The sequence below is a fragment of the Paraburkholderia hiiakae genome, from assembly GCF_904848665.1.
GTDB lineage: Bacteria > Pseudomonadota > Gammaproteobacteria > Burkholderiales > Burkholderiaceae > Paraburkholderia > Paraburkholderia hiiakae.
Map to the genome: position 1 here is coordinate 126,795 of NZ_CAJHCQ010000003.1, position 25,364 is coordinate 152,158.

Below are 25,364 nucleotides of genomic sequence, written 5' to 3' on the forward strand. Positions count from 1 at the left end.
CATCTCCTCTGTGTGTGGCCTTTGATGCCATGCCTGCCTACTCATGCAACGGGTGCTCGTGGCACGAGCGCCCGTTGTCGATGTTCTTTTCGATCGTCGGCCTTGCATGCAACCCCCTGCGTGCTGCGGCCCAGGGTCGGGGCCAAGGCCGACAGACTACGCAATCTCTCAGCTACTGCGCGACCCGAACTCACCCTCGGTGTTGTTTTCCGGCACGCCGCAGCGTGTACCCGCCGTCGCCGATGCCGCCGATGTGGCGGACGCGAGGCCCAGCGCGTCGTGGCGCTCGCACCAATCCGGCGGTGCGAATAACGCGGCGAGACGCGAACGCCAGTCGGGCATGCGCGCGAAGTCCCGCGCCATCGCGAGCCATTCGTGAAACGTCGCCTTGAGCGGATTGCATGACGCAAGCGGCTTGACGATGCCGTAATCGGGCGCGTCGTGAGCGTCCTCCTCGACATAGCTGCCGAACATGCGGTCCCAGATCGCGAGCACACCGGCGTAATTGCGATCGATATAGCGTGCGTTGCGCGCGTGATGGACGCGATGCATCGACGGCGTGTTGAACACGTATTCGAGCCAGCCGAGCTTGCTGATCGTTTGGGTGTGCACAAAGAACTGGAACGCGAGATTGACGAGCACGATCGCCACGATCTGTTCCGGCGTGAAGCCGAGCATGGCGAGCGGAATCCAGAACACCCACATGCCCGCAACGGGATACATGAGGCTCTGGCGAAACGCCGTCGAGAAGTTCAGGCGCTCCGACGAATGATGGACGACGTGCGCGGCCCAGAGCCAGCGCACGCGATGGCTCGCGCGGTGAAAGACGTAGTAGAGCAGGTCCTGCGCGATAAAGAGCGCGAACCACGCGACGAGGCCCGGCTGCCACGAAACGAGCCGGAAGTGCCGGTAGACGTAGGCATAGACGGGGATCGCCACGAGCCATGCAAGTTTGTCGGCGCCCTGGTGCATGAGCGCGAGCGCGGCGTTGCACAGCGTATCGGGCCAGGCGTAGCGGGCGCTGTCGGGGGTATCGTTCGATGCAACGCGCGGCCGCGTACGGGAGAGATGCCACGCTTCCCAGGCGATGCAGGCGAGAAACACGGGGGCGAGGGCAAGCAGCAGCCATTGCGCGTCGAACTGCACGAACGTCGTCCTCCTTGTCCCGTGGGCGGCGCTGGCGGGCAGCGCGGCGGTTGTAGTCTCGTGTCTTTTCGGCCGCGTTGGGGCGCGTTCTCAGGGGCGCGCGGCTCGATTGCCGTACGCGTTTGACAGATTATTGTGACGCGCCTTCGGCCTTTGCCCGTCAGGGTACACGCCTCGCGCCCAAGACGGGCGGCGCTTTGCTAGAGGAAAACTTCGAGCCCGGCGCATCGAATCGGGCTCGGGCGAGGCGCGCGGGGACAGGTCCGCGGCGCGCGCCCAGCATGCAAACCGTGTGCAAATAGCGTGCGCTCAGCGCCGCGTCAATGCGCGCCGCGCCGCTTGGCCGGAGCCTTGTGCGTCGCTTTCGCGACCTTCGACTCCTTCGCAGCGCGTTTGGGATGCGGCTCGACGTACACGGGCTTCTCTTCGGGCATGCCCTTGTAGACCCACTCGAGCAGCGCGTCGTGCGCGGTGCGTGCGGACTCGGCGCGCGGATCGTTGATAAGGCTCACCACGATCCAGCTCTCGCCGTTTTCGGCCGCCACGTAACCGGCGATGGCGCGCACGTCGCGCAGCGTGCCGGTCTTGATATGCGCGTTGCCTTCCACGCCCGCGTTGGTGAGGCGGTTGCGCATCGTGCCGTCCACGCCGACGATCGGCAGCGAGTCGATGAACACCTGCGCGACCGGGCTCGCGTTCGCGTTCTGCAGCAGATTCGCGAGCGAGAGCGCGCTGATGTGCTCTTCGCGCGAGAGGCCGCAGCCATTGTCGAGCACGAGTTCGGGCATGTTCAGGCCGCTGCGCCGCAAGAACGTGTTGACGGCCGTGGCGGCCTTGGCCGTGGTCGAAGGCGGCTTGCCCTCGACGGCGCCGAGCGTGAGGAACAGATTGCGCGCCATCACGTTGTTGCTGAACTTGTTGATGTCGTGCACGACGTCCGCGAGCGGCGGACTCTGGTGCACCGCGAGAAGACGCGCGCGCGGCGGCACGACGCCTTCGCGCACCGCGCCGGCGGGCGTGGCGAACAAGCTGCCGCCCTGCTGTCCCGTTTGCTGCCCCGTTTGTTGCCAAAGCGCGAGGAAGCCATCCGCGAAGAACGTGCTGTGGTCCACGGGCGCGGCCATGTTAAGCGTGCGCTCGCCGCAGCGCATGGCGTAGCTGCCCGCGAAGCTCGCCGTGACGACACCGTTGCCGCCGGGCGAAACCTGCGGGCTTGGCAGCATGCCACCGCACGCGCCGGCGCGCTCGCGGATCTGGTTGTCGATCTGCCACTGTGCAACGGGCGGCACCACGTCGATCGATACGCCCTCGCGCGAGGGCGAGAACGTGAACGAGACCGACTTGAACGCGTACATCAGCGGATCGGGGCCGACGTTGTAGGGCGCGCTATCGTCGCCATCGAACGAGGGCAGGTCGCGCGTGGACGGATCGAATTCGCTCTTGTCGAGCACGAGCGAGCCGTCGATGCGCGCGACGCCCGCCGCGCGAATCTTCTGCACGAGGTCGATCAGCTCTTCGGGCACGAGCTTCGGATCGCCCGTGCCCTTGATATACAGATTGCCGTGCAGCGTGCCGCTCGTATCGATTTCGCCGTCGGTATAGGCGCTCGTTTTCCAGCGATAGTCGGGACCGAGCATCGCGAGGCCGCTCCACGTCGTGACGAGCTTCATCGTCGAGGCGGGCATCATGGGCTGGCCGGCGTTCACGGCGACGCTGGGCTGGCGGTCGCCGACCTTTTCGATCACCACGCTAACCGACGAGAGCGGCACGTGCGCGCGCTCGAGGCCCGCCATCACGGTGGGCGGCAGCACGGTCGTCACGTTGACCGTGGGCACGCGCGCGCCTTCGGGCTGCGCGTACGCGGCCGGCGCGGCGGCGAGGCTCGCGGCGAGCGTGGCGCAAGCCAACGCGAGGGCGAGCGGTTTGGGCAGGCGCGATGTGACGGCGGCGAAATGCGTGCGGTCGGTGCGCGAGGCAGGCAGTCTGAGCAAGGAGCGTAGGCGGGACAGCGAAGCGGGCAGCATGAAAAGCGTTCGGGCGAGTGCGGGGGCAGTGCAAGGGCCGGGCGCGGCGCACGGAAAGACGGGACTCGCCGGTGCTGCGCGCGGATGCGTAAATTAGGGCGGCGTGTGATTCGTGGTGCACACGCGATGCGCTCGCGTGAGCGTTGTACGGAAGCCGGCTCGCGCGCATCGCGGCCGAATCACGAGTGAAGCGCCGCAAAAGCGCACATTGTAAAGATCTCGCGCCGCGCGCGCGCATTGCAGGCGAGAAAACGTTGCACATTGCGTAGCGTGGTTCAAAGACTGTCCGCGACGCGAGCCCTTGCATCGCGACCGGCTACGTGCGGCAGCGGCGCCGCGCCCCTGCTCAGGCGCTAGAATGCACGCATCGTCACCCATTCACGCAGCGCGGCGCAACGTCGCCGCCCCGCCAACAATACGATGCGCATACTGCTAGTCGAAGATGACCGCATGATCGCCGAAGGCGTGCGCAAGGCGCTGCGCGGCGAAGGCTTTGCGGTCGACTGGGTCGAAGACGGCGACGCCGCCCTTTCGGCCGCGAGCGCCGATTCTTACGATCTCATGCTGCTCGATCTCGGTTTGCCGCGCCGTGACGGCCTGGACGTGCTGCGCACACTGCGCGCACGCGGTGCGGCGCTGCCCGTGCTGATCCTCACCGCGCGCGATGCCGTGGCCGATCGCGTGAAGGGTCTCGACGCCGGCGCGGACGATTACCTCATCAAGCCCTTTGATCTCGACGAATTGGGCGCGCGCATGCGCGCGCTGATCCGCCGCCAGTCGGGCCGCAGCGATTCGACCATCCGCCACGGCTCGATCACGCTCGATCCGGCCTCGCATCAGGTCACGCAGGACGGCTCGCCCGTTGCGCTCTCAGCGCGCGAATTCGCACTGCTCGAAGCGCTGCTCGCGCGTCCGGGCGCGGTGCTCTCGAAATCCCAGCTCGAAGAGAAGATGTACGGCTGGGGCGAGGAGATCGGCAGCAATACCGTCGAGGTCTATATTCACGCGCTGCGCAAGAAGCTCGGGGCCGATCTGATCCGTAACGTGCGCGGCCTCGGCTACATGATCGCCAAAGACGCATGATGCCGCACATGAAGCGCGGCCTTGCATGGGAGACCGGAGTAAGCGCTGAAGCGCTAACTCCGGATCGACAGGGAGACCTGCTTAGCCGATGAGTTCCATCCGACGACAACTGCTGTTCTGGCTGCTCGCGATCGTCGTCGCGGGCGTGGGGCTCGCGGGCTGGCTGATCTATCGCCAGGCGCTCGCCGAAGCCAACGAGCTGTTCGACTACCAGCTGCAGGAAATCGCCGAGGCGCTGCCCTCCGAGCCATTCAACGAGATCCTCAGTTCGCGCGATACCGGCGACGAAGGCATCGTGCTGCAGATCTGGAATCGCAACGGCGTGCTCATGTACTACTCGCATCCGCGCGCGCCGCTCGCGCCGCGCGCGGAACTCGGCTTTTCGACGGAGCGAACCGATCGCGGCGACTGGCGCGTGTACGGCGCAATCGTCGGCGACAATGTCGTGCAGCTCGCGCAGCCCGTTTCCGTGCGCAACCGGCTCGCCGCGAACGTCGCATTGCGCACGCTTTGGCCGCTCATCGTGGTGCTGCCGTTTCTCGGCATCGCCGTCTGGATCATGGTGGGGCGCGGGCTCAGGCCGCTCTCGCGCGTTGCGCGCGCGCTCGACACGCGTCATCCCGAAGCGCTCGACCCGCTGCCCGAAGAGCGTCTACCGCGCGAAGTCACGCCGCTCGTGCATGCGCTGAACGCGTTGCTCGAACGCCTCGCACAGGCCATCGACACGCAAAAGGCCTTCGTCGCGGACGCCGCGCATGAGTTGCGCACGCCGCTGGCGGCCGTACAGATCCAGGCGCAACTCGTTGCGCGCGCAAAGGATGATGAAACGCGCCGCGAAGCGCTCGACGATCTGCAGGCAGGTGTGACGCGCGCCACGCGTCTTGCCGAGCAACTGCTCGCGCTCGCGCGTTCCGAGCCCGATGGCCATGCGCGCGCACGCAACGTCGACCTGCATGCACTGCTCGATGATTGCGTGCTCAACTATGCGCCGCTCGCGCAGCAGCGCGGCGTCGATCTCGGCATCGAGGAAAGCGCCGCGGCGAGCGTGCATGGCGACGCCGATGCACTGCGCGTAATGCTCAACAACCTGCTCGACAACGCCACCAAATACACGCCCGCAGGCGGCCGCGTGGACGTGAGCCTCGCCGTCGTGGACGGCCATCCGCGCGTGCGCATCGCGGACAGTGGACCGGGCATCCCCGAGGACGAGCGCGCGCGCGTGTTCGATCGCTTTTATCGCGTGGGCGCGGGCGTGAACCGCACGCGCACCGATATCGCCGGCACGGGCCTGGGACTCGCTATCGTGCGGCGAATCGCGGACCAGCACGACGCGACCATCACGCTGGGCGATTCCCCCGCCGGCGGCCTGCTCGTGGACGTGCGGTTTTGAGCTTTCATCGCCCGCAAATGCCCGCCGCGCGGGCGTTTGCGCGATTTTTGCTATTTCTGCGTAATTAAGACTCCTTTAAGCGACACGGCTTACTCTTCGTTACGTCGTGATGAGTACCCCGCGCAAGGAGTCCGCAATGAATACAAAAGTTATTTCCCGCAGTGCCGTGGCAGCCGCCGTGGTCGTCGCGTTGTCGGCGGGCTACGTAGCAGGGCACCGTGATCTGCCTGCCCCGCAGGTTATCTCGCAGGCGCAGGCCGCGGCCATGATGCCCGCCGAAGCCGCAGCCAAGACGGGCATTCCCGACTTCTCGGGTCTCGTGGAAACCTACGGGCCCGCGGTGGTCAACATCAGCGCGAAGCACGTCGTGAAGCAGACGGCGATGCGCAGCGGCGGCAGCGGTCCGCAGCAACTGCCGATCGATCCGAGCGATCCGTTCTACCAGTTCTTCAAGCACTTCTACGGCGGTGCGCCCGGCATGGGCGGCGGCGATAACGGCCCGCAGGCGGACCAGCCGAGCGCGAGCCTCGGCTCGGGCTTCATCGTCAGCCCGGACGGCTACATTCTCACGAACGCGCACGTCGTGGAAGGCGCCAACGTCGTGACGGTGAAGCTCACCGACAAGCGCGAGTACAAGGCGAAGGTCGTGGGCGCGGACAAGCAGTCGGACGTCGCCGTGCTCAAGATCGACGCAAAGGATCTGCCGACCGTGAAGATCGGCGATCCGCGCCAGAGCAAGGTCGGCCAGTGGGTGGTGGCGATCGGCTCGCCGTACGGCTTCGACAACACCGTGACCTCGGGCATCATCAGCGCGAAGTCGCGCTCGCTGCCTGAAGAGAACTACACGCCGTTCATCCAGACCGATGTGCCGGTGAACCCCGGCAATTCGGGCGGCCCGCTGTTTAATCTGCAGGGCGAAGTCATCGGCATCAACTCGATGATCTACTCGCAGACGGGCGGCTTCCAGGGTCTTTCGTTCGCAATCCCGATCAATGAGGCGATCAAGGTCAAGGACGATCTCGTCAAGACCGGCCACGTGAGCCGTGGGCGTCTCGGCGTCGCGGTGCAGTCGATGAACCAGACGCTCGCCAACTCGTTCGGCATGGACAAGCCGCACGGCGCGCTGGTGAGTTCGGTGGACGCGAGCGGTCCGGCCGCGAAGGCGGGCCTGAAGCCCGGCGACGTGATCCTGTCCGTGAACGGCCAGGCGGTGGACGAATCGTCGGATCTGCCTTCGCTCATCGCGGGCATGAAGCCGGGCACGAAGGCCGATGTTCAGGTGTGGCGCGACAAGAGCACGAAGGACTTCACTGCGACCATCGGCGCGCTGGGCGACGCGAAGGTGGCGTCGAACGACGCACCGCAAGCGCAGATGCAGGGACGTCTCGGCGTCGCGGTGCGCTCGCTCACGCCGGAAGAGAAGAGCAACGGCTCGCTCGATCACGGCCTGCTCGTCGAGCAGGCGGGCGGCGCCGCCGAAAATGCGGGCGTCCAGCCCGGCGACGTGATTCTCGCCGTGAATGGCCGGCCGGTTACGAGCGCCGATCAACTCAAGCAGATGGTCTCCAAAGCTGGCAACAGCATTGCGCTCCTGATCCAGCGAGACGACGCACAGATTTTCGTGCCCGTCGATCTCGGCTGATCCCTGATGCCGCGAATCCGGCTCCGTGCGCCGGATTCGCGGCGAGAGCAGGTTTCAATACGTTGTTCCTGCGCTGCCGCCGTTGGCCTCTGGCCCCGGCGGCAGCGGCGTTTTTGGGCGCACAAAACTGTCTATGCGCGCCGCTCGGGCATGCGCCTTGCGCAAGCACTACATCGGACAACCTGAAAGGAGCGATCGATGAAGAGTTTCCGCAATTCGCGCCCCGTCCATCTCACCGCTTACGCGACGATCCTCGCGGCCACCCTTGCGTTTGGCTACGCGGGCGGCGCGGCAGCGCAGCAAGCCGATGCGTCGGGCACAGTCGGCGGCACGACCACCGACGACACCAGCGCCGGCAACACCAACGGCGGCGGCATGCCGCAAGTCCAGCAGCAGGGCGACGTATCGTTCGTCTCCGGCGGCGTGGGTCTCGACGAATCCAAGGCGCTGCTCGGCGCGGAGCGCCAGTGGCCACTTGCGTTGCGCTTCACCCAGCGTAGCGGCGAGTACGTCGCGGACGTGCGCGTGCAGATCACCGACTCGCATGGCGCGAGCGTGCTCGATACGACTTCCCGCGGGCCTTACATGCTCGTCAGGGTGCGTCCGGGCCGCTACAGCGTGCATGTGAGCCATGCGGGCGTCGACAAGACGAGCGCCGTGACGGTGGGCTCGAACGGCAGCGCGCGGGCGGCGTTCATCTGGTAAGCCGCACCGCGGGGCAGGCGCGCGTTGGGGCGTTGCCGCACGCGCGCCGCGCATAAGATTCACGCAGCCTGGGCGAGTTTGGCCGATAATGAAGCCGAGGGGAGGCCCGCGATCGCTCCGGCGTTGCGCGAGCGTGTGCGCTTGTCGTCGATACAGCGATCGAGGCGGCGACCGGCGAGCGGCCACCCGTGGAATTGCACGGCACGCGCCATCGTGGCTGCGTGCCAAGCGACCCGGTGCGGCCTGCCGCCCGGCAAGGGCACGGCGCCACACAGGCGCCGCCTACCAACAGGGAGCCGAACATGGCGGTCGAACCGGATGCGGTCCATCGCATCGACCTCGTCGCGAACCGTCACCGTGTGCGCGTGATTCATGGCGGGATCACCATTGCCGACACGCTGCATGCCATTACCCTTCGCGAAACCGGCTACCCCGACGTCTACTACTTTCCGCGCGCCGACGTGAACATGGCGCGACTCGAACGCTCCGGACACACCTCGCATTGCCCATTCAAGGGCGAGGCGACGTATTTCCATTTGCGTACCGAAGACGGGCGCGTCGAAGACGCGGCCTGGAGCTACGAAGCGCCGCTGGATGATGCACGCGGCATCAAGGGCTATCTGGCGTTTTACGCGACCCGCGTGGACCGGATCGACCAGACCTCTTGAATTGGCCGGTAGCTTGCAAAGGGGAGCCGCCATGGAACTGAAAGATGCGCTGAGAATTCCGCTCGAACCCGCCGCCGTCTGGGCGGCGTTGCAGGACGTGGCGCTCGTGCGCGCGAGCATGGAGCATTGCGAGTCGTTCCGGCGCCTCGGCCCCGGCGAATACGCGATCACGCTCACGGTGCCGCTCGGGCCGCTGCGCGCACGCTACGAAGTGCGTGCCCACATTTCCAATGACACGGCGCAAGTACCGCTCACACCACGCCGCGTGCTGAGCTTTCGCGCCCGCGCGGACGGCATCGGCTCGCTGCGCGGACAGATCGACGTCGCATTGCGCCCGGAAGAGCGCGCCACGGCGAAGGAGCCGGGTACGGACAAGGACGCGAACACGCGTATCGACTACTCGGTGTGGGCCACGCTCACGGGGCCGCTGTCCGAGTTGCCGCCGCGCCAGATCGAGAACGCCCTGCACGAACTCGCCGACGACTTCTTCACGGAGTTCTGCGCTGTGGTCGCGGCCAAGCACGGCCAGGCGCCCAACCGCGTGGCGGGCGAGCAGCCGCGCCGGCAACATGTGTTCCTGCGGCCGATCAACCTCGCCGGTTTCGCCCGGCGCGCGCATATCCTGCCGCAGCACCATGCTGGCGGGACGCTCTCGGGCCGGGCGGCCAGCACCCTGCATCACGAGCCGTCGCCGCACGCCATGCCGTACTGGGCGTGGGCAGCGATGATCTTTTTCGTCGCGTTGCTGCTTTATGCGGCGCGCTGGTTTACCGCGACCTGAATTCGGCGGCGGGCGGCGCGCGCAAGTTGCGCCGCCCATCGAACTACTTAAGCCCCCCGAAACTCCCGCCGCCACGCCGACGGCGAAATTCTGAACGCCTCCACGAAATGCTGACGCAGCGACGCGGCCGAGCCGAAGCCCGCGCGCTGGGCGATCGCGTCGATCGGATGATCGGTGCTTTCGAGCAATTGCTGCGCGCGTGAGAGGCGCTCGCCGAGCAGCCAGGCGCTCACCGTCGACCCCGTCGTCAAACGGAACTGGCGCGTGAAAGTGCGTCGGCTCATTAGCGCGCGCTGTGCGAGCGAATCGAGCGTGTGGGGCGCGTCGAGGTGGGCCCGAATCCAGTCGAGCAGGCCTGGCAGACGGTCGCCGCGCCCGGCCGCCGCGACCGGCTGCTGTACATACTGCGCCTGGTTGCCCTGGCGATGCGGCGGCACGACGAGCCGGCGGGCCACATAATTCGCGGCGTTCGAGCCGCACAGGCGCCGCATGAGATGCAGGCAGCAGTCGAGTCCCGCCGCCGTGCCCGCCGAGGTGAGCAGGTCGCCGTCGTCGATATAAAGCACGCCGGGATCGAAGCGCACGGCCGGAAAGCGCTGCGCGAAATCGTCGGCGGCGGCCCAGTGTGTGGTGCCCGGACGGCCGTCCAGCAGGCCCGCATGCGCGAGCACATAGGCGCCGAGGCATAGCCCGACGAGGATCGCGCCGCTCACGTGCGCTTCGCGAAGCGCCTCGCAAAGCGCGGCGGATGGCGCTTCGTGGGTGTCGCGCCAGCTCGGCACGACGATCACGTCCGCGCCGCGCAGCCCGTCGAGGCCCTGCGGCGCGCCGATCGTAAAGCCTGCCGTGGTCGTGAGCGTGCCGGGCTCCGCCGCGCAGACGGCGAGTTCGAACGGCGGCACACCGCCTTCGCTGCGGTCTTCGCCGAACACGACGCAAGGCACGGAAAGATGGAACGGACTGATGCGGTCGAAGGCGATCACGGCGACGCGCAGCGGGGCGGAAGACGGAGTCTGACGAGAAGTAGCGACCATGACGAGCACCGAGGAGGAATGGCCCGATTTTAGCGAAAGTTGTCATCCGGGCCACTGTCGCGTGGGCGGGCTCAGCGCCACAATCCCGCCATCGACTTTGCGTCTTCGGACCGGTCGGTTCCTTTCAATCCCAGGAGGCATGGCCATGTCCGCGAATCCGCGCCGGGCGCTCGTCGTCATCGACGTGCAGAACGAATACGTCAGCGGCGATCTGCCGATCGAATTTCCCCCCATCGAGACGTCGCTCGCCAACGTCGGCCGCGCGATGGACGCCGCGCGCGCGGCCGGCGTGCCGGTCGTGGTGGTGCAGAACGTCGCCCCGGCGGACTCGCCGCTGTTCGCGCGCGGCAGTGTGGGCGCCGAGCTGCATCCGGTCGTGGCCTCGCGTGAGCGCGATCACTACGTCGAAAAATCGCTGCCGAGCGCCTTCACGGGCACCGATCTGAAAGCCTGGCTGGCCGAACGCGGCATCGACACACTCACGGTGGCCGGCTACATGACGCACAACTGCGACGCCTCGACAGTGTTCGAGGCGACCCACGCGGGCCTCGCCGTGGAGTTTCTCGTCGATGCGACGGGTTCGGTGCCGTATGCGAACGAGGTAGGAACGGCTAGCGCCGAGGACATCCACCGCGCGTTCAGCGTGGTGATGCACACGCGCTTCGCGGCGGTCGTGACGACGGACGCCTGGCTTGCCGCCGTCAAGGCAGGCGTGCCGCTCGCGCGCGACAACATCTACGCGTCGAATCAGCGGGCCCGCGCGAACCGCGTGCCGGCCTGAGGGGGCAAGAAAAAGGCGGCCCCGTCAGCAGGCCGCCTTGATCGATCCGGGAGCCGCGCGCGCAGGACTCAGGCGTGCGACTCGCTCGCGCCCATGCGCAGCGACGGGCTGTAGCGCAGCGCGTCGAGCATCGCGTCGACGTGCCGTTCGGCGTTGCTCGCCACGTCGAACACGTCAGGCAGGATCGCCATGTCGCGCAGCGCGCCGCCAATGAACGAATGGAGCACGCGCGAGGCGCGCATGGGATCGAGGTCGGCGGGCAGTTGGCCCTTCGACATCGCATTGCGCAGCCCTTGCTCGATGCTCGCCAGGCCCTCGCGCATGTCGGTCTGGTGGCGCGCCATCACCGGCCCCATCTCCTCGACGAACTCGCACTTCAAAAACAGGATCTCGAACACGCGGCGGCGGCGCGCGTCGGTTGCCGTATTGCGCAGACACAGAATGCAAAGGTCGCGCATGCGCCCGAGCGGGTCGGGCTCACCCGGATCCGTCGATGCCACTTTCAGTTCGTCGAGCGGCAGGACCACGCGGTCGAACATGGCCGTGAACAGGTCACCCTTGTTCTCGAAATGCCAATAAATCGCGCCACGCGTCACGCCCGCGGTCTGGGCGATGTCGGCCAGCGACGTGCGCGACACGCCCTTTTCGTAAAAGACGTGTTCGGCAGCGTCGAGGATCCGGTTGCGCGTCTCCAGCGCTTCCTCTTTCGTTCGGCGGACCATGTTCTGAAGTCAGTGTGTAGTTATGAGTGACGGGTGAAGGAATGTATTTGGGGTGTGAACCGTAATGTATTGATTTGTAATATGGATGGGATGCGCGGATCGCACCTGCAACACCACTCAACGGCTACGTAACGTTCTTTTACATTCGTTCGCGAATGTATCTATAATAGCACCCCACCACTTGGGTGCCTCAAGTGGCGATGTCCGGTTAATATCCGTCACTGGCCAAAGTGGTCGTAGAAACCCCAATGCGCGACGCCCCGCGGGTGGCGCGCAACAGTATCACCCGGACGGATGTGCAGACCGGCACGCGCCTTTCTAAAAGAAGTACCGGGTTTATCCGTCAGGTATTTGCCAGATGCTGGCGTGCGTAGTCGTCCTCCTCGTTGCAGGACGCCGCACGCTTTTATTGTCAGTTATAGACAGAGGTCGCTCCATGCGCGTCGAACGGGTTCCATTCCGCCTAATCAGTGTCGCGACGGCTGCCATAGTGCTCGCAGCCTGCGGGCAAAAGCAGTCGGCGCCGCCGCCGCAAACCCCCGAAGTGGGTGTCATTACCGTCCAGCCGACCGCCGTGCCGGTCGTCTCCGAACTTCCCGGCCGTACTAGTGCCTTCCTCGTCGCGCAAGTGCGCGCACGGGTCGATGGCATCGTCCTGCGCCGCGAGTTCACTGAAGGCGCGATCGTGAAGGCCGGTCAGCGGCTCTACAAGATCGACCCCGCGCCGTATATCGCAGCGCTCAACACCGCCAAGGCCACCCTCGCGAAGGCGCAGGCCAACCTCGTCACGCAGAACGCGCTGGTTTCGCGCTACAAGGTGCTGGTCCAGGCCAACGCCGTGAGCAAGCAGGACTACGACAACGCCGTTTCCGCGCAGGGCCAGGCGGCAGCGGACGTCGCCTCCGGCAAGGCCGCCGTCGATACGGCGCAGATCAACCTCGGCTACACCGACGTCGTCTCGCCGGTCACGGGCCAGGTCGGCATCTCGCAGGTCACGCCGGGCGCCTACGTGCAGGCGAGCGCCGCGACGCTCATGTCGACCGTTCAGCAACTCGACCCGATGTACGTGGACGTCACGCAGTCGAGCCTCGATGGCCTGAAGCTGCGCCGCGCGATTCAGGAGGGTCGTCTGTCGACCAATGGCCCGAATGCGGCGAAGGTTTCGGTCGTGCTCGAAGACGGCCGCGTGTACGCACAGAAGGGCAAGCTCCAGTTCAGCGACGTCACGGTTGACCAGACCACCGGTTCGGTGACGGTTCGCGCGCTCTTCCCGAACGCCGACCGCGTGCTGCTGCCGGGCATGTTCGTGCGCGCGCGCATCGAAGAAGGTATCAACAACAACGCGTTCCTCGTGCCGCAGGTTGGCGTGCAGCACGACCAGAAGGGCCAGGCGTCGGTGCTCGTCGTCGACCAGGACAACAAGGTCGTGCCGCATCCGATCGTCACGTCGGGCGCGCAGGGCCAGGACTGGGTCGTGGAGAGCGGCCTGCAAGCAGGCGACCGCGTGATCGTGCAAGGCACCGACAAGGTCAAGCCGGGTGCGCAGGTCAAGCCCATCGCGGCGCAACTGCCGCCGCCGCCGCCGCCGGGCGCGCCTTCGGCCGACATGGCGACCGCTTCGGGCAATGCGAACGCTGCCAGCGCCGCATCGGGTCCCGCAGCAGGTGCAAGCGGTGCCTCGGCTGCGCCTGCCGCCTCCGCAGCGCAATAACCGGGAGCCTGTTTCATGGCAAAGTTCTTTATTGATCGCCCAATCTTTGCATGGGTGATCGCCATCATTCTGATGCTGGCGGGCGTGGCCTCGGTGTTCACGCTGCCGGTCGCGCAGTATCCGACCATCGCGCCGCCTTCCATCCAGATCAGTGCGAACTATCCGGGTGCGTCGGCCAAGACGGTGGAAAACACGGTCACGCAGGTGATCGAGCAGCAGATGAGCGGTCTCGACCACCTGCTGTACATCTCGTCGACTTCCGATGACTCGGGCACGGCCACCATCACGCTGACCTTCGCCGCGGGCACCAACCCGGACATCGCGCAGGTGCAGGTGCAGAACAAGCTGCAGCTCGCCACGCCGATTCTGCCGCAGGTGGTGCAGCAGCTCGGTATCAGCGTCACGAAATCGAGCAGCAGCTTCTTGCTGGTGCTCGCGTTCGTGTCCGAAGACGGCAGCATGACCAAGTACGACCTCGCGAACTACGTGGCGTCGAACGTGAAGGACCCGATCAGCCGTATCGACGGCGTGGGTACGGTCACGCTCTTCGGCTCGCAGTACGCGATGCGCGTGTGGCTCGATCCAAACAAGCTAACGAACTTCCAGCTAACGCCAACCGACGTCACAGCCGCGATCACCGCGCAGAACGTGCAGATCGCGGGCGGTCAGCTGGGCGGCACACCGGCGGTGGCGGGGCAGTCGTTCCAGGCGACCATCACCGAATCGACGCTGCTGCAGACGCCTGAGCAGTTCGGCAACATCCTGCTGAAGGTGAATCAGGACGGTTCGCAGGTGCGTCTCAAGGACGTGGCGCGTATTGGTCTCGGCGGCGAAAACTACAACTTCGACACGAAGTACAACGGTTCGCCGACGGCCGGCCTCGGCATTCAGCTCGCGACGGGCGCCAACGCGCTGCAGACCGCGAAGCTCGTGCGCCAGAAGATCGACGACCTCTCGAAGTACTTCCCGCACGGCCTTGTCGTGAAGTACCCGTACGACACGACGCCGTTCGTGCGCCTGTCGATCGAGGAAGTGATCAAGACGCTGCTGGAAGGCATCGTGCTGGTGTTCCTCGTGATGTACCTGTTCCTGCAGAACCTGCGCGCGACGCTCATTCCGACGATCGCGGTGCCGGTGGTGCTGCTGGGCACGTTCGCGATCATGGCGGCGGTGGGCTTCTCCATCAACACGCTGTCGATGTTCGGTCTCGTGCTCGCCATCGGCCTGCTGGTGGACGACGCGATCGTGGTCGTGGAGAACGTCGAGCGGGTGATGGTGGAAGAGGGCTTGGGGCCAAAGGAAGCCACTCGCAAGGCCATGGGCCAGATCACCGGCGCACTGGTGGGCGTGGCGCTCGTGCTCTCCGCGGTGTTCGTGCCGGTGGCGTTCTCGGGCGGCTCGGTGGGCGCCATCTACCGGCAGTTCTCGCTCACGATCGTGGCGGCCATGGTGCTGTCCGTGCTCGTCGCGTTGATTCTGACGCCGGCGTTGTGCGCGACCATCCTCAAGCCGATCCCGAAGGGCCATCACGAAGAGAAGAAGGGCTTCTTCGGCTGGTTCAACCGCACGTTCGAGACGAGCCGCGACAAGTATCACTCGGGCGTTCACCACGTGATCAAGCGCTCGGGCCGCTGGCTCATCATCTATCTCGCGGTGATCGTCGCGGTTGGCATGCTGTTCGTGCGCCTGCCGAAGTCGTTCCTGCCTGATGAAGATCAGGGCACGATGTTCGTGATCGTGCAGACGCCTGTGGGCTCGACCCAGGAAACGACGGCACGCACGCTCGCCAACATCCAGAACTGGCTGCTCAAGGACGAAGCCAGCATCGTCGAGTCGGTGTTCACGGTGAACGGCTTCAGCTTCGCGGGCCGAGGCCAGAACTCGGGTCTCGTGTTCGTGCGGATGAAGGACTACAAACAGCGTCAGCACGCGGACCAGAAGGTTCAGGCGCTGGTGCGGCGCATGTTCATGCACTACGCGGGCTACAAGGACGCGTTGGTGTTCCCGGTGAATCCGCCTTCGATTCCTGAACTCGGCACTGCGTCGGGCTTCGACTTCGAACTGCAGGACCGCGGAGGTCTCGGTCACGAGAAGCTGATGGAAGCGCGCAACATGCTGCTCGGCATGGCTGCGAAGGATCCGACGCTCGCACTCGTGCGCCCGAACGGCCTGAACGACACGCCGCAGTTCACGATCGACATCGACCGTGAAAAGGCCGAGGCGCTCGGCGTGACGGCGGCCGCGGTTGACCAGACCTTCTCGATTGCCTGGGCGTCGGCATACGTGAACAACTTCCTCGATACGGACGGCCGTATCAAGAAGGTGTACGTGATGGCCGATGCGCCGTTCCGCATGACGCCGGAGCATTTGAACCTCTGGTATGTGCGCAACAGTGCGGGTGGGATGGCGCCGCTGGGCTCGGTCGCGACTGGCCGCTGGACCTTCGGTTCACCTAAGCTCGAGCGCTACAACGGTATCTCGGCTGTGGAAATCCAGGGGCAGGCGGGGCAGGGCAAGTCGACTGGCCAGGCCATGACAGCCATGGAGCAGATCGCGGCGAAGCTGCCCGCGGGTATCGGCTACGAATGGACGGGTCTGTCGTATCAGGAACGCCAGTCGGGTTCGCAGGCGCCGATTCTGTACGGCATCTCGATCCTCGTCGTGTTCCTGTGTCTCGCGGCGCTGTATGAAAGCTGGTCGATTCCGTTCGCGGTCATCATGGTGGTGCCGCTCGGCGTGCTCGGCGCGCTGCTGGCGGTGACCTTGCGCGGCCTCGAGAACGACGTGTTCTTCCAGGTGGGTCTGTTGACTACCGTGGGTCTCTCGGCGAAGAACGCGATTCTGATCGTGGAGTTCGCGCGAGATCTGCAGGCCGAAGGGAAGATGGGACCGATCGAGGCGGCGCTCGAAGCTTCGCGACTGCGTTTGCGGCCGATTCTCATGACGTCGTTGGCGTTCATTCTCGGCGTGTTGCCGCTCGCGATCAGTAACGGCGCGGGTTCGGCTTCGCAACACGCCATCGGCACGGGCGTGATCGGCGGGATGATCACGGCTACGTTCCTCGCGATCTTCATGATCCCGATGTTCTTCGTCGTGATTCGCGCGAAGTTCGCCGGCGAGAAGGAAGACGCGGACGTCGCGCTCCAGCACTACGAAGAGCACCACGCGCACGACCATGACCAGGACAACGGCGGCAACGCCGGCGCTCAGGGCGGCACGGGTGGCAACGAAGGTGGTGGCAACGGCGGCAGCAACGGCGACGGCCCGGGCAAGGAAGGACATTGAGATGCATAAACTATCCGTAATTGCAGTGGCCGCCGCAGTGGCCACCACCGTCCTCGCGGGTTGCACGATGGAGCCGTGGTACCACCGGCCCGAAGCGCCGGTGTCGCAGAGCTTCCCGCAGGGCGGCGTCTACGCGACGCAGCCGGTAGCCGCGGGCGCGAATGGTCAGAACGGCCAGGCCGCCCCGAGCGCCAACGGCGCCGCGGCGACCGACATCGGCTGGCGCGAGTTCTTCGTCGATCCGCGCCTGCAGCAGCTCGTCGGTATCGCGCTGAAGAACAACCGCGACCTGCGCGTCTCGGTGCTCAACGTCGACGCGGCGCGCGCGCAGTATCAGATCGCGCGCGCCGATCTGTTCCCCGCCATCAACGGCGTGGGGACGGACACGCGTACGCGGGTGCCGAAGGCATTCCAGACCGCGCCTGAGAATCCGTACAGCGTCTACAACGTGGGCGTCCAGGCGTCGTGGGAAATCGACTTCTGGGGGCGCGTGCGCAGCCTGAAGGACCAGGCGTTGGCGCAGTACCTTTCGACGGCGTATGCGCGCAAGGCCGCAGAGATCACGCTGGTGTCGGAAGTCGCGGACCAGTATCTGACCATGCTCTCCGACGACGACCTGCTGAAGGTCACGCAGGAAACGCTCAAGACGGCGCAGGACTCTTACGCCATCGCGAAGGCGCAGTTCGAGACGGGCACTGGCACCGAACTCGATTTGCGCCAGGCGGAGACGGTGGTTGAGAACGCGCAAGCCAACATGCAGGCGCAACTGCGGGCGCGCGCCCAGGCGGAGAACGCGCTCGTGCTGCTGATTGGCGAGCCGCTGCCGGCGGATCTGCCGCAAGGCCTGCCGCTCGACGGCCAGGCGCTGCTCAACGACATTCCGGCAGGACTGCCGTCGGATCTGCTCACGCGGCGTCCGGACATCATGCAGGCCGAGGAAACGCTCCTCGCGGCAAACGCCAACATTGGCGCGGCGCGTGCGGCGTTCTTCCCGAAGATCTCGCTTACGGCGGCGTTCGGCAGCGAAAGCCTGACGCTTGGCGGTCTCTTCAAGGCAGGCACGGCGGCGTGGAGTTTCGTGCCGCAGGTCACGCTGCCGATCTTCGAAGGCGGCTCGAACGTCGCGAACCTGCAACTCGCGAACGTCGAGAAGCGCATCGAAATCGCCAGCTACGAGAAGTCGATCCAGTCGGCGTTCCGCGAAGTGGCCGACGGTTTGGCTGCACGCGGCACCTACGACGAGCAGATCGCGGCGCTCGAGCGCAGCACCTTCGCGAACCAGCGCTCGCTCACGCTTTCGGAGCTGCGCTACAGGAACGGCGTGGACAGCTATCTGCCGGTGCTCGCCGCGCAGACAAGCCTCTACACCGCGCAGCAGTCGCTCGTCACGGCGCGCCTCGCGCGGCTGACCAACCTCGTCGATCTGTATCGTGCGTTGGGTGGTGGCTGGATCGAGCACGCGGGCGAGACGCCGCGTGAGCCCGACGCGCCGGCCGACTACGGCGCGGCCAGCGCGCCGGCGGCGGCTTCGGCTGCGACGGCCGGGTAACGCGCCAGGCTTCTGGATCAGAAACGAGAACGCCACGGGAGACCGTGGCGTTTTTTTTGCGCGTCAGGAGGGCAAAAAGCGGCGCAAAAAGCGGGGGCAAAAAAAAAGCGCCATGGTTTCCCACGGCGCCGAACCAGCAAAAGACCCCTCCCGCATGTGTGTGTAGATGGACACCTGCGAGCGGGGCACCTCTCGCGTCAACTCAGTACGTTCAACTCAATTCGTTCAGCTCAATGCGCGGCCGAGCGCGGCATTTCGTGGCCCGCATCCGGCGCTTGTTCCGAGTCGGGGCGGCCTTCGAGATCGTGCCCGGCGCGGCGGATGGCGCGCTCGGCAGCTTTCTCGCTCTTTGCGCCATTGAAGATCAGGTTCAGCACCACCGCCGAAACCGAAGCGAGCAGGATGCCGCTATGGAGCAGCGGCGAAAGCGCAGGCGGCAGCTTGGCGAAAAAGTGCGGCGACACCACCGGCACGAGGCCGAAGCCCACGCTCACGGCGACGATGAAGAGGTTGTGCTGGTTCTTCACGAAGTCCACACGCGAGAGCACCTTGATGCCGTTCGCCGCCACCATGCCGAACATCACGATGCCCGCGCCGCCGAGCACGAAGGCGGGCACCGAGGCGACCATCTGCGCCATCTTCGGAAAGAGGCCGAGCAGCACGAGAATCACGCCGCCCATCGCGCACACATAGCGGCTTTTCACGCCCGTTACGCCAATGAGGCCGACGTTCTGCGAGAACGACGTATGCGGGAACGAGTTGAAAATGCCGCCGATCAACGTGCCAAGACCGTCCACGCGCAGGCCGCGCACGAGTGTGGCCTGATCGACGGGGCGCTCGACCATGTCGCCCACGGCGAGGAACATGCCCGTCGATTCGATGAAGGTCACGAACATCACGATCACCATCGTCGCGATCGGCAGGATGTGGAACCTTGGCATGCCGAAGTGGAACGGCATGACGATGCCGACCCACGGCGCACTAGCCATTCCTTCGAGATTCACGCGGCCAAGCGCAAGCGCAATGGCAAAGCCCGCGACAATGCCGAGCAGCACCGAGATATTGGAGACGAAGCCGCGCCCGAACTTGTTGATGAGCAGGATCAGCATCAGCACGAGCAGCGAGAGGCCGAGGTAGATGGGGTTGCCGTAGTCGGGGTTGCCCACGCCACCGGCGGCCCAGTTGATGCCGACTTCCATGAGCGAGAGGCCGATCACCGCGATCACGGTGCCCACCACCACAGGCGGGAAGAAACGCAACAGCTTGCCGATCATCGGTGCGATCACGATGCCGATCGCACCCGCCGCGATCGTCGAGCCGAAGATGTCGAGCAGACCGAGCGACGGATTGGTGCCGATGGCGATCATCGGGCCGACCGAGGCGAACGTGCAGCCCATGATCACGGGCAGGCGGATGCCGAAGATCCAGAGGCCGAGCGTCTGGATCAGCGTGGCGATGCCGCAGGCGAACAGGTCGGCGCTGATGAGGAAGGCGATCTGGTCTTTCGGCAACCCGATCGCGCCGCCGACGATGAGCGGCACAGCCACCGCACCTGCGTACATCACGAGCACGTGCTGGATGCCGAGTGTCAGCAGCTGGCTGAACGGCAGGCGCTCGTCGCAGGGGTGCACCTGCTTCTGGCCAGACCGCTGGGCGGCCTGGTCCTCAATGCCCTTGGCTTGCATGTCGTCTGTCTCCGTCTCTTTGTTTAAGGATATGGCCTCCAAGGTATGCGGTAAGAAAATATGCAACAAGACCGCTGGGGACTATTCCGTGCTTTCCGGGCGCGATATGCACCCGTAGCGATGGACAGACGACATAAGGGCGCGATGAGCGCGTGTGGGCCGCGCGCGGCGGCTTCATGGCGGCTTCGGCAAGCGTTGTTTCGAACCCTGCTCGCGGCGACGTAAGGCGGGAACGCCCCTGTTTGCGGCGGTTGAACGCTCTCGCACGATGGGCGCTGCGCCGCGGGCGTGGCGGCACGGCGGCCATGACGAACGTCTGCGGGTGCATCGAGCGCAAACCGGCCACACCCAGCGAGCCGTGTCACATATGGCCGCACCGTTATGAACTCTATTTCGAATGGGCAATGTGAGCCATTTTGCATCGCGCAAACGCCCACGGGGTTAACCCGCGAATAGCCGTTTTTCGCATCGAAATCGGCGGTGTTGCGCGCGGGTTCGAGGCACATTTGAGCACCCGGCTTAACGTGCATTTCGGACCATGCAGCTCGCCGGGCATCGCGCCGGTATGATGGCTTTTCCCTTCCTCGTACACGTCGCACACCGCTTCCCATGAGCCCATCGCAAACGCGTTTTCTCGGCATCGACCTCGGCACCGGTTCACTCAAGCTAGGCATCATCGATGGCGACGGCGTCGAGCGTGCCGCCGCGAGCGTGGCTTACGCGCTCGAAACACCGCAGCCCGGCTGGGCCGAGATCGCCGTGGATCGCTGGTGGGACGCGCTCGTCGCGGCCTGCGCGCGACTGCCCGAGAGCGAGCGCGCCGCGGTGCGCGCCATCGGCTTCTCCGGGCAGATGCATGGCGTCGTGCTCACCGACGAGGCCGGCCGCGCCCTGCGCCCCGCGATGCTCTGGCCCGACACGCGTGCGCATGCGCTGCTCGATGCGTGGCCCGACGACCCCGAGTATCCGCAGCCCAATCCCGTTGCGCCCGGCATGGCGGGGCCGCTGCTGCGTTGGGTCCTGCAGCACGAGCCGCAAGTCGCACAAGCCGCGCGCTGGGCGCTGCAGCCGAAAGACTGGCTGCGTGTGGCGCTGGGGGGCGCGCTCAACGCCGATCCCTCGGACGCGTGCGCGACGGCGCTCGCCGCACCCGATGGCGCGTGGGATTTCGCCCTGATCGAGCGGCTGGGATTGCCGTCGCGGTGGTTTGCGCCACTGGCCGCGTCGCATGAAGCGAGCGGCGCGCTAAGCGCGGCCGCCGCGCAAGCGCTCGGGCTGCCCGCCGGCATCGTGCTCGCAACGGGCGCGGGCGACACGCCTTGCGCCGCCTTCGGCAGTGGTCTGGCCAACGAAGGCGACGCGCTTCTCACCACGGGCACCGGCGGCCAGATCGTCGTGACCGCGCGCAGCGAGCCGCCCGCGCGGCGCGGGCTACATCGCTACCGCTCGGCCACGGGCGGCTGGTACACCATGGCCGCCATGCAGAACGTAGGCGTGGCCCTCGAGGCGGCGCGCGGCTGGCTGGCCTACGACTGGGCTTCGGCTTATGCGGACGCGTTCGCCGTGCCCCCATCGGCGACGCTCGCATTCCTGCCTTACCTGAGCGGAGAGCGCTCGCCGTGGCTCGACCCTGCGGCGCGCGGCGGCTGGCTCGGCGCTTCCCTTGGCGACTCGCGCGGCACGCTCATGTGCGCGGCGTTCGAGGGCGTGGCATTCGCATTGCGCGCGGGCCTCGACGCCGTGCGCAGCACCCACGAAGGCACCCACGCCATTGCCGATGAAGGCACGCGAGATGCGCGCACTGTGCCGACGCTCAAGCTCGCGGGCGGCGGCTCCGTGGACGCGCGCTGGCGGCAATTGCTCGCCGACACGCTCGACGCGGACCTCTACGCGATCGACTGCCCGAACGCAGCGGCGCGGGGCGCTGCGATGCTGGGCGGCCTCGCCTGCGGGCACTGGCGCATGAGCGACCTCGCGGCGCTTGCGCCGGCCGCGACGCAGGTGGCGTCGCCGCGCGAGGACGCCGCGCTCGCGCAGCGCTATGCGCGCTTCATCGATCTTTACGGCCGCGTTCGAACCTGGTTCCCGCCGGCATCGTGATGAGGCGTATCGACATCATCGACTCAAAGGAAAAGGGCGAATCGATCCGCTCGGTCGTTCTGTACTGAGCGAGGCGTAAAGCAAAAAAGGCGTTGTCCCGCGAGGGATAACGCCTTTTCTTTGTTGCACGCACAACGTTCTAGCGGCGCCCGATCAGACTCGCGCCGTAGACGAGCGCGGCGAGCGCGGTGATCCAGAAGCTGGTGGGCCAGTCGGTGTAGAACGCGAGCGTGACGCCGAGCCACGCTTGCACGAGTGCGAGTAGCGCGGCCAGAACGAGGCCGGTGGAAAGGCGCGTGGTGAGATTCTGCGCGGCGGCGGCCGGGCCGACCATCAGCGTAAAGACGAGCAGCACGCCGACGATCTGCGTGCACGCGGCCACCGCGAGCGCGGCGATGGCGAGGAACAGCATCGAAACCGCGCGCAGCGACACGCCCTTCGCTTCGGCGAGTTCGGGCTGCAGCGAGGCGAACAGCAGCGGCCGCATGATGGCGGCCAGCGCCGCGAGGCTCGCCACGGCGAGCGCGGCGAGCACGCCGAGCGTCTCGCGGTTCACGCCCAGCACGTTGCCGAACAGCAGCGCCGTGACCTGCGTTGCATACGACGTGAAAAAGTGCAGAAACAGCAGGCCGAAGCCGAGCGCGAGCGAAAGAATCACACCGATCGCCACATCGCGGCCCGCGAGCTTTTCGCCGAGCGCACCCATCGAAACGCCCGCGGCGAGCGTGAAGCCCACCATGCCCCACATCGGCGACACGCCCAGCAGCACAGCGCCCGTGGCGCCCGTGAAGCCCACGTGCGAAAGCGCGTGGCCCGCGAAGGTTTGACCGCGCATCACGAGGAAATAGCCCACCACGCCCGCGAGCACCGCGACGATGCCCGACGCCGCGAAGGCGTTCACCATGAAATCGTATTCAAGCATCGTGCGTGTGGCCGTGTGTGTTGTCGTTATTGTTGCCGTGATCGTGCGTGTGGCCGTGGCCGCCGTGGTCATGGCCATGGTCGTGCTCATGCTCGTGGTCGTGCTTTTCGACTTCCACGTCGCCCGACATCACGAAGATGCGACTCTTCATGCGCATCACTTCGATAGGCGAGCCGTAGAGGCGCGAGAGCACGGGCGCGGTGATGACTTCATCCACGCTGCCGAGCGCGGCTACGCCGTTGCCGAGATAGAGCACGCGATCGAGCGCGTTGAGCAGCGGATTGAGTTCGTGCGCGGAGAACAGCACCGCGATGCCCAGCTCGCGCTGCACGCGGCGCACGAGTTCGACCACGCCGCGCTGATGGTTCGGGTCGAGGCTGATGAGCGGCTCGTCGAGCAGCAGCAGCTTCGGGTCGCCGAGCAGGCATTGCGCGAGCAGCAGGCGCTGGCGCTCGCCGCCCGAGAGCTCCGAAAGCGGGCGATCCGCAAGCGCGGTCGCACCCACGAGATCGAGCACGCGTGCAACGTCGGCGCGCGTGGCGGCGTCGGCGCGCGGCAGGCCCCAGCGGTGGCCGTCGGCGGCCATCGCCACGAAGTCGCGGCCGCGTACGCGCCGGCTCGCGAGCGCTGTGCGCGTCTGCGGCATGTAGCCGATCCTCGCGTTGCCGCGCGCGACCGGCTCGCCCAGCACGCGAATCGCGCCGTGCGAGGCCGGCACGAGGCCGAGGATGGCGCGCATGAGCGTGGTCTTGCCCGCGCCGTTCGGCCCGAGCACGCCGATGAATTCGCCCTGGTTCACCGCGAAGTTCGCGGCGCGCAGGATCGTGCGCTCGCCGAGCGAGAGCGTCACGCCCGCTAGCGTGAGCACAGGCGTGGGCGCGCGGTGCGCGCCGTTGCGCTGTGCGTTGTGTTGTGAAGCGATATCGGTGGGCGAAGGGCCGGCCCCGGTCATGACATCTGTCCTTGCTGAATACGGTTAGTGTTGCCCGGGTGTCCCCACTGCGAGCGCCTTGTCGAGCGAGTCGAGCTGCGCGAGCATCCATTGCTGGAAGTTCACGCCGGCCGGCTGCGTCTCGGTCACGCTCACGGAGGGCACCTTCGACTGCTTCGCCAGCGCCAGCATGCGCCGCGTGAGCGCCTCGGTCGCCTGGCTGTTGTAGATCAGCACACGCACGCGGCGCTCGCGCAGGTCGCGCTCGAACGCGGCGATGTCCGACGCGCTCGCTTCGGTGTCGTTCATCGTCGCGAGCTGGAAGCGCAGGTTGCGCATATCGAGTCCGATCGCATCCGACATATAGCCGAACACCGGCTCCGTGGCCGTGACCGGCTGCCCCTGGTAGCGCGCGCGCAGCGCCGCGACCTTGGCGTCGACCGGTTGCAGCGACGCGAGGAATGTTGCCAGGTTGGCATCGTACACGCTCTTGTGCGCGGGGTCCGCCGCGCCGAGCGCGGCGCTCACGGCGCGCGCCACGGCGGGCATGGTCTTCGGGTCGTACCAGAGGTGCGGATTGTCGCCCGCTTTCTTGCCGACAAGGTCCGCCGCGACGATCGTCGTGCGGTTGTTTGCGCTTTTCCCACCGCCCGTCGCGCCGAGCAGCTTGGTCATCCACGGGTCGTAATCGGCGCCGTTATAGACGACCACGCGCGCATTCTGGAGCGCGCGGGCAGTCTTCGGGCTCGCTTCGAAGAGATGCGGGTCCTGGTCGGGGTTGCTCAGGACGCTCGTGACATCCACGTAATTGCCGCCGATCTGCTTGACGACGTCGCCGTAGAAGTTTTCCGCCGCAACAACGGGAATCGTGGCGCTGGCAGCCATGGCCGCGCTCGCGCCGCCGAACGCCGTGCCCAGCGCGAGAGCGAGCCCGGCCGCGAAGCGCGCGAGCGCGAAGCCCCGGCGCGTGCCTGCTGTAGCAGGGCGGGGCGTGCAGTTCGCGTGGGTGAACGTGATCATAGTTCTATCCTTGTTGATAAGGGAGCCTGAAAGCGAATGCGGGAGCGTCGGTCTCGCGAAGGCGAGATGATATAACGTATCACTTCGATTGGCGAGTCAGCTCGCCATCCGGTCAGGGGGCCGGGTCTGTAGGCCGCAACCCGCCGAGGCTTGCGCGTCGCACCATCGAAATCTCGTTCAATCGC

Annotated in this window: 19 protein-coding genes; 11 read left to right on the forward strand and 8 right to left on the reverse strand. The window is 66.3% G+C overall.

The window, feature by feature from the left end:
* Positions 1 to 168: 168 nt before the first annotated feature.
* The gene (locus JMY28_RS07660) at positions 169 to 1,146 is read right to left on the reverse strand and encodes a sterol desaturase family protein (protein ID WP_201695316.1); all 978 of its coding nucleotides are present in this window, start codon (positions 1,144 to 1,146) and stop codon (positions 169 to 171) included.
* A gap of 320 nt (positions 1,147 to 1,466) precedes the next feature.
* Positions 1,467 to 3,170, reverse strand: a complete 1,704-nt coding sequence (dacB, locus tag JMY28_RS07665) for a D-alanyl-D-alanine carboxypeptidase/D-alanyl-D-alanine endopeptidase (RefSeq protein ID WP_201695317.1) — start codon at positions 3,168 to 3,170, stop codon at positions 1,467 to 1,469.
* A 420-nt stretch (positions 3,171 to 3,590) separates the two neighbouring features.
* Here dacB and JMY28_RS07670 point away from each other — a divergent pair, with 420 nt between their 5' ends.
* The 6 genes from JMY28_RS07670 to JMY28_RS07695 all read left to right on the forward strand — a co-directional run bounded on the left by JMY28_RS07670 (position 3,591) and on the right by JMY28_RS07695 (position 9,439).
* A complete protein-coding gene (locus tag JMY28_RS07670) occupies positions 3,591 to 4,253 on the forward strand; it encodes a response regulator (RefSeq protein ID WP_201695318.1) in 663 nt (220 codons plus the stop codon).
* A gap of 88 nt (positions 4,254 to 4,341) precedes the next feature.
* On the forward strand, positions 4,342 to 5,643 hold the full coding sequence (locus JMY28_RS07675; RefSeq protein ID WP_201695319.1) for an ATP-binding protein: 1,302 nt from the start codon (positions 4,342 to 4,344) through the stop codon (positions 5,641 to 5,643).
* A gap of 136 nt (positions 5,644 to 5,779) precedes the next feature.
* Complete coding sequence (locus JMY28_RS07680; protein ID WP_201695320.1) at positions 5,780 to 7,285, forward strand: DegQ family serine endoprotease; 1,506 nt, start codon at positions 5,780 to 5,782, stop codon at positions 7,283 to 7,285.
* 198 nt (positions 7,286 to 7,483) lie between these two features.
* Entirely contained in the window at positions 7,484 to 7,990 is a 507-nt protein-coding gene (locus JMY28_RS07685; RefSeq protein ID WP_201695321.1) for a carboxypeptidase-like regulatory domain-containing protein, read from the forward strand.
* 302 nt (positions 7,991 to 8,292) lie between these two features.
* Positions 8,293 to 8,658, forward strand: a complete 366-nt coding sequence (locus tag JMY28_RS07690) for a DUF427 domain-containing protein (protein ID WP_201695322.1) — start codon at positions 8,293 to 8,295, stop codon at positions 8,656 to 8,658.
* Positions 8,659 to 8,689: 31 nt separating this feature from the next.
* On the forward strand, positions 8,690 to 9,439 hold the full coding sequence (locus tag JMY28_RS07695) for a CoxG family protein (RefSeq protein WP_201695323.1): 750 nt from the start codon (positions 8,690 to 8,692) through the stop codon (positions 9,437 to 9,439).
* Positions 9,440 to 9,486: 47 nt separating this feature from the next.
* Here the strand turns inward: JMY28_RS07695 and JMY28_RS07700 are convergent, their stop codons facing one another.
* Complete coding sequence (locus JMY28_RS07700; RefSeq protein ID WP_201695324.1) at positions 9,487 to 10,473, reverse strand: helix-turn-helix domain-containing protein; 987 nt, start codon at positions 10,471 to 10,473, stop codon at positions 9,487 to 9,489.
* Between the two features lie 145 nt (positions 10,474 to 10,618).
* Between JMY28_RS07700 and JMY28_RS07705 the strand changes: the two genes are divergently transcribed.
* Positions 10,619 to 11,254, forward strand: a complete 636-nt coding sequence (locus JMY28_RS07705; protein ID WP_407945480.1) for a cysteine hydrolase family protein — start codon at positions 10,619 to 10,621, stop codon at positions 11,252 to 11,254.
* Between the two features lie 68 nt (positions 11,255 to 11,322).
* Here the strand turns inward: JMY28_RS07705 and JMY28_RS07710 are convergent, their stop codons facing one another.
* Complete coding sequence (locus tag JMY28_RS07710; RefSeq protein WP_201695326.1) at positions 11,323 to 11,976, reverse strand: TetR family transcriptional regulator; 654 nt, start codon at positions 11,974 to 11,976, stop codon at positions 11,323 to 11,325.
* A 436-nt stretch (positions 11,977 to 12,412) separates the two neighbouring features.
* On the opposite strand from JMY28_RS07710, the gene JMY28_RS07715 reads away from it, so the two are divergent.
* Genes JMY28_RS07715 through JMY28_RS07725 form a run of 3 tightly spaced genes read left to right on the forward strand, consistent with a single transcriptional unit; the run spans position 12,413 to position 18,521 of the window.
* On the forward strand, positions 12,413 to 13,687 hold the full coding sequence (locus JMY28_RS07715; RefSeq protein ID WP_201695327.1) for an efflux RND transporter periplasmic adaptor subunit: 1,275 nt from the start codon (positions 12,413 to 12,415) through the stop codon (positions 13,685 to 13,687).
* 15 nt (positions 13,688 to 13,702) lie between these two features.
* Positions 13,703 to 16,972 carry an efflux RND transporter permease subunit gene (locus JMY28_RS07720; RefSeq protein ID WP_201695328.1) on the forward strand — a complete coding sequence of 1,090 codons (3,270 nt, stop codon included), beginning with the start codon at positions 13,703 to 13,705 and terminating at the stop codon, positions 16,970 to 16,972.
* 1 nt (position 16,973) lies between these two features.
* Positions 16,974 to 18,521 (forward strand): efflux transporter outer membrane subunit, encoded by a 1,548-nt coding sequence (locus JMY28_RS07725; RefSeq protein WP_201695329.1) that lies wholly within the window; start codon positions 16,974 to 16,976, stop codon positions 18,519 to 18,521.
* Between the two features lie 230 nt (positions 18,522 to 18,751).
* Here JMY28_RS07725 and JMY28_RS07730 read toward each other — a convergent pair whose 3' ends face one another.
* On the reverse strand, positions 18,752 to 20,206 hold the full coding sequence (locus tag JMY28_RS07730) for a nucleobase:cation symporter-2 family protein (protein WP_201695330.1): 1,455 nt from the start codon (positions 20,204 to 20,206) through the stop codon (positions 18,752 to 18,754).
* Positions 20,207 to 20,815: 609 nt separating this feature from the next.
* Between JMY28_RS07730 and JMY28_RS07735 the strand changes: the two genes are divergently transcribed.
* The gene (locus JMY28_RS07735; protein ID WP_201695331.1) at positions 20,816 to 22,306 is read left to right on the forward strand and encodes a xylulokinase; all 1,491 of its coding nucleotides are present in this window, start codon (positions 20,816 to 20,818) and stop codon (positions 22,304 to 22,306) included.
* Positions 22,307 to 22,445: 139 nt separating this feature from the next.
* Here the strand turns inward: JMY28_RS07735 and JMY28_RS07740 are convergent, their stop codons facing one another.
* From JMY28_RS07740 to JMY28_RS07750, 3 genes are read right to left on the reverse strand one after another with little or no spacing between them, the layout of a single operon-like run.
* Positions 22,446 to 23,228, reverse strand: a complete 783-nt coding sequence (locus JMY28_RS07740) for a metal ABC transporter permease (protein WP_028205927.1) — start codon at positions 23,226 to 23,228, stop codon at positions 22,446 to 22,448.
* Positions 23,221 to 24,180 carry an ABC transporter ATP-binding protein gene (locus JMY28_RS07745; RefSeq protein ID WP_201695332.1) on the reverse strand — a complete coding sequence of 320 codons (960 nt, stop codon included), beginning with the start codon at positions 24,178 to 24,180 and terminating at the stop codon, positions 23,221 to 23,223. The genes JMY28_RS07740 and JMY28_RS07745 overlap by 8 nt, the downstream gene beginning before the upstream one ends.
* 24 nt (positions 24,181 to 24,204) lie before the next feature.
* Entirely contained in the window at positions 24,205 to 25,179 is a 975-nt protein-coding gene (locus JMY28_RS07750) for a metal ABC transporter solute-binding protein (RefSeq protein WP_201695333.1), read from the reverse strand.
* Positions 25,180 to 25,364: the final 185 nt, after the last annotated feature.

Excerpts from the sequence above, each read along its gene's own strand:
- dacB (WP_201695317.1), bottom strand. The coding sequence starts at position 3,170 with ATGCTGCCCGCTTCGCTGTCCCGCCTACGCTCCTTGCTCAGACTGCCT.
- JMY28_RS07670 (WP_201695318.1), top strand. The coding sequence starts at position 3,591 with ATGCGCATACTGCTAGTCGAAGATGACCGCATGATCGCCGAAGGCGTG.
- JMY28_RS07675 (WP_201695319.1), top strand. The coding sequence starts at position 4,342 with ATGAGTTCCATCCGACGACAACTGCTGTTCTGGCTGCTCGCGATCGTC.
- JMY28_RS07680 (WP_201695320.1), top strand. The coding sequence starts at position 5,780 with ATGAATACAAAAGTTATTTCCCGCAGTGCCGTGGCAGCCGCCGTGGTC.
- JMY28_RS07685 (WP_201695321.1), top strand. The coding sequence starts at position 7,484 with ATGAAGAGTTTCCGCAATTCGCGCCCCGTCCATCTCACCGCTTACGCG.
- JMY28_RS07690 (WP_201695322.1), top strand. The coding sequence starts at position 8,293 with ATGGCGGTCGAACCGGATGCGGTCCATCGCATCGACCTCGTCGCGAAC.
- JMY28_RS07695 (WP_201695323.1), top strand. The coding sequence starts at position 8,690 with ATGGAACTGAAAGATGCGCTGAGAATTCCGCTCGAACCCGCCGCCGTC.
- JMY28_RS07700 (WP_201695324.1), bottom strand. The coding sequence starts at position 10,473 with ATGGTCGCTACTTCTCGTCAGACTCCGTCTTCCGCCCCGCTGCGCGTC.
- JMY28_RS07705 (WP_407945480.1), top strand. The coding sequence starts at position 10,619 with ATGTCCGCGAATCCGCGCCGGGCGCTCGTCGTCATCGACGTGCAGAAC.
- JMY28_RS07710 (WP_201695326.1), bottom strand. The coding sequence starts at position 11,976 with ATGGTCCGCCGAACGAAAGAGGAAGCGCTGGAGACGCGCAACCGGATC.
- JMY28_RS07715 (WP_201695327.1), top strand. The coding sequence starts at position 12,413 with ATGCGCGTCGAACGGGTTCCATTCCGCCTAATCAGTGTCGCGACGGCT.
- JMY28_RS07720 (WP_201695328.1), top strand. The coding sequence starts at position 13,703 with ATGGCAAAGTTCTTTATTGATCGCCCAATCTTTGCATGGGTGATCGCC.
- JMY28_RS07725 (WP_201695329.1), top strand. The coding sequence starts at position 16,974 with ATGCATAAACTATCCGTAATTGCAGTGGCCGCCGCAGTGGCCACCACC.
- JMY28_RS07730 (WP_201695330.1), bottom strand. The coding sequence starts at position 20,206 with ATGCAAGCCAAGGGCATTGAGGACCAGGCCGCCCAGCGGTCTGGCCAG.
- JMY28_RS07735 (WP_201695331.1), top strand. The coding sequence starts at position 20,816 with ATGAGCCCATCGCAAACGCGTTTTCTCGGCATCGACCTCGGCACCGGT.
- JMY28_RS07740 (WP_028205927.1), bottom strand. The coding sequence starts at position 23,228 with ATGCTTGAATACGATTTCATGGTGAACGCCTTCGCGGCGTCGGGCATC.
- JMY28_RS07745 (WP_201695332.1), bottom strand. The coding sequence starts at position 24,180 with ATGACCGGGGCCGGCCCTTCGCCCACCGATATCGCTTCACAACACAAC.
- JMY28_RS07750 (WP_201695333.1), bottom strand. The coding sequence starts at position 25,179 with ATGATCACGTTCACCCACGCGAACTGCACGCCCCGCCCTGCTACAGCA.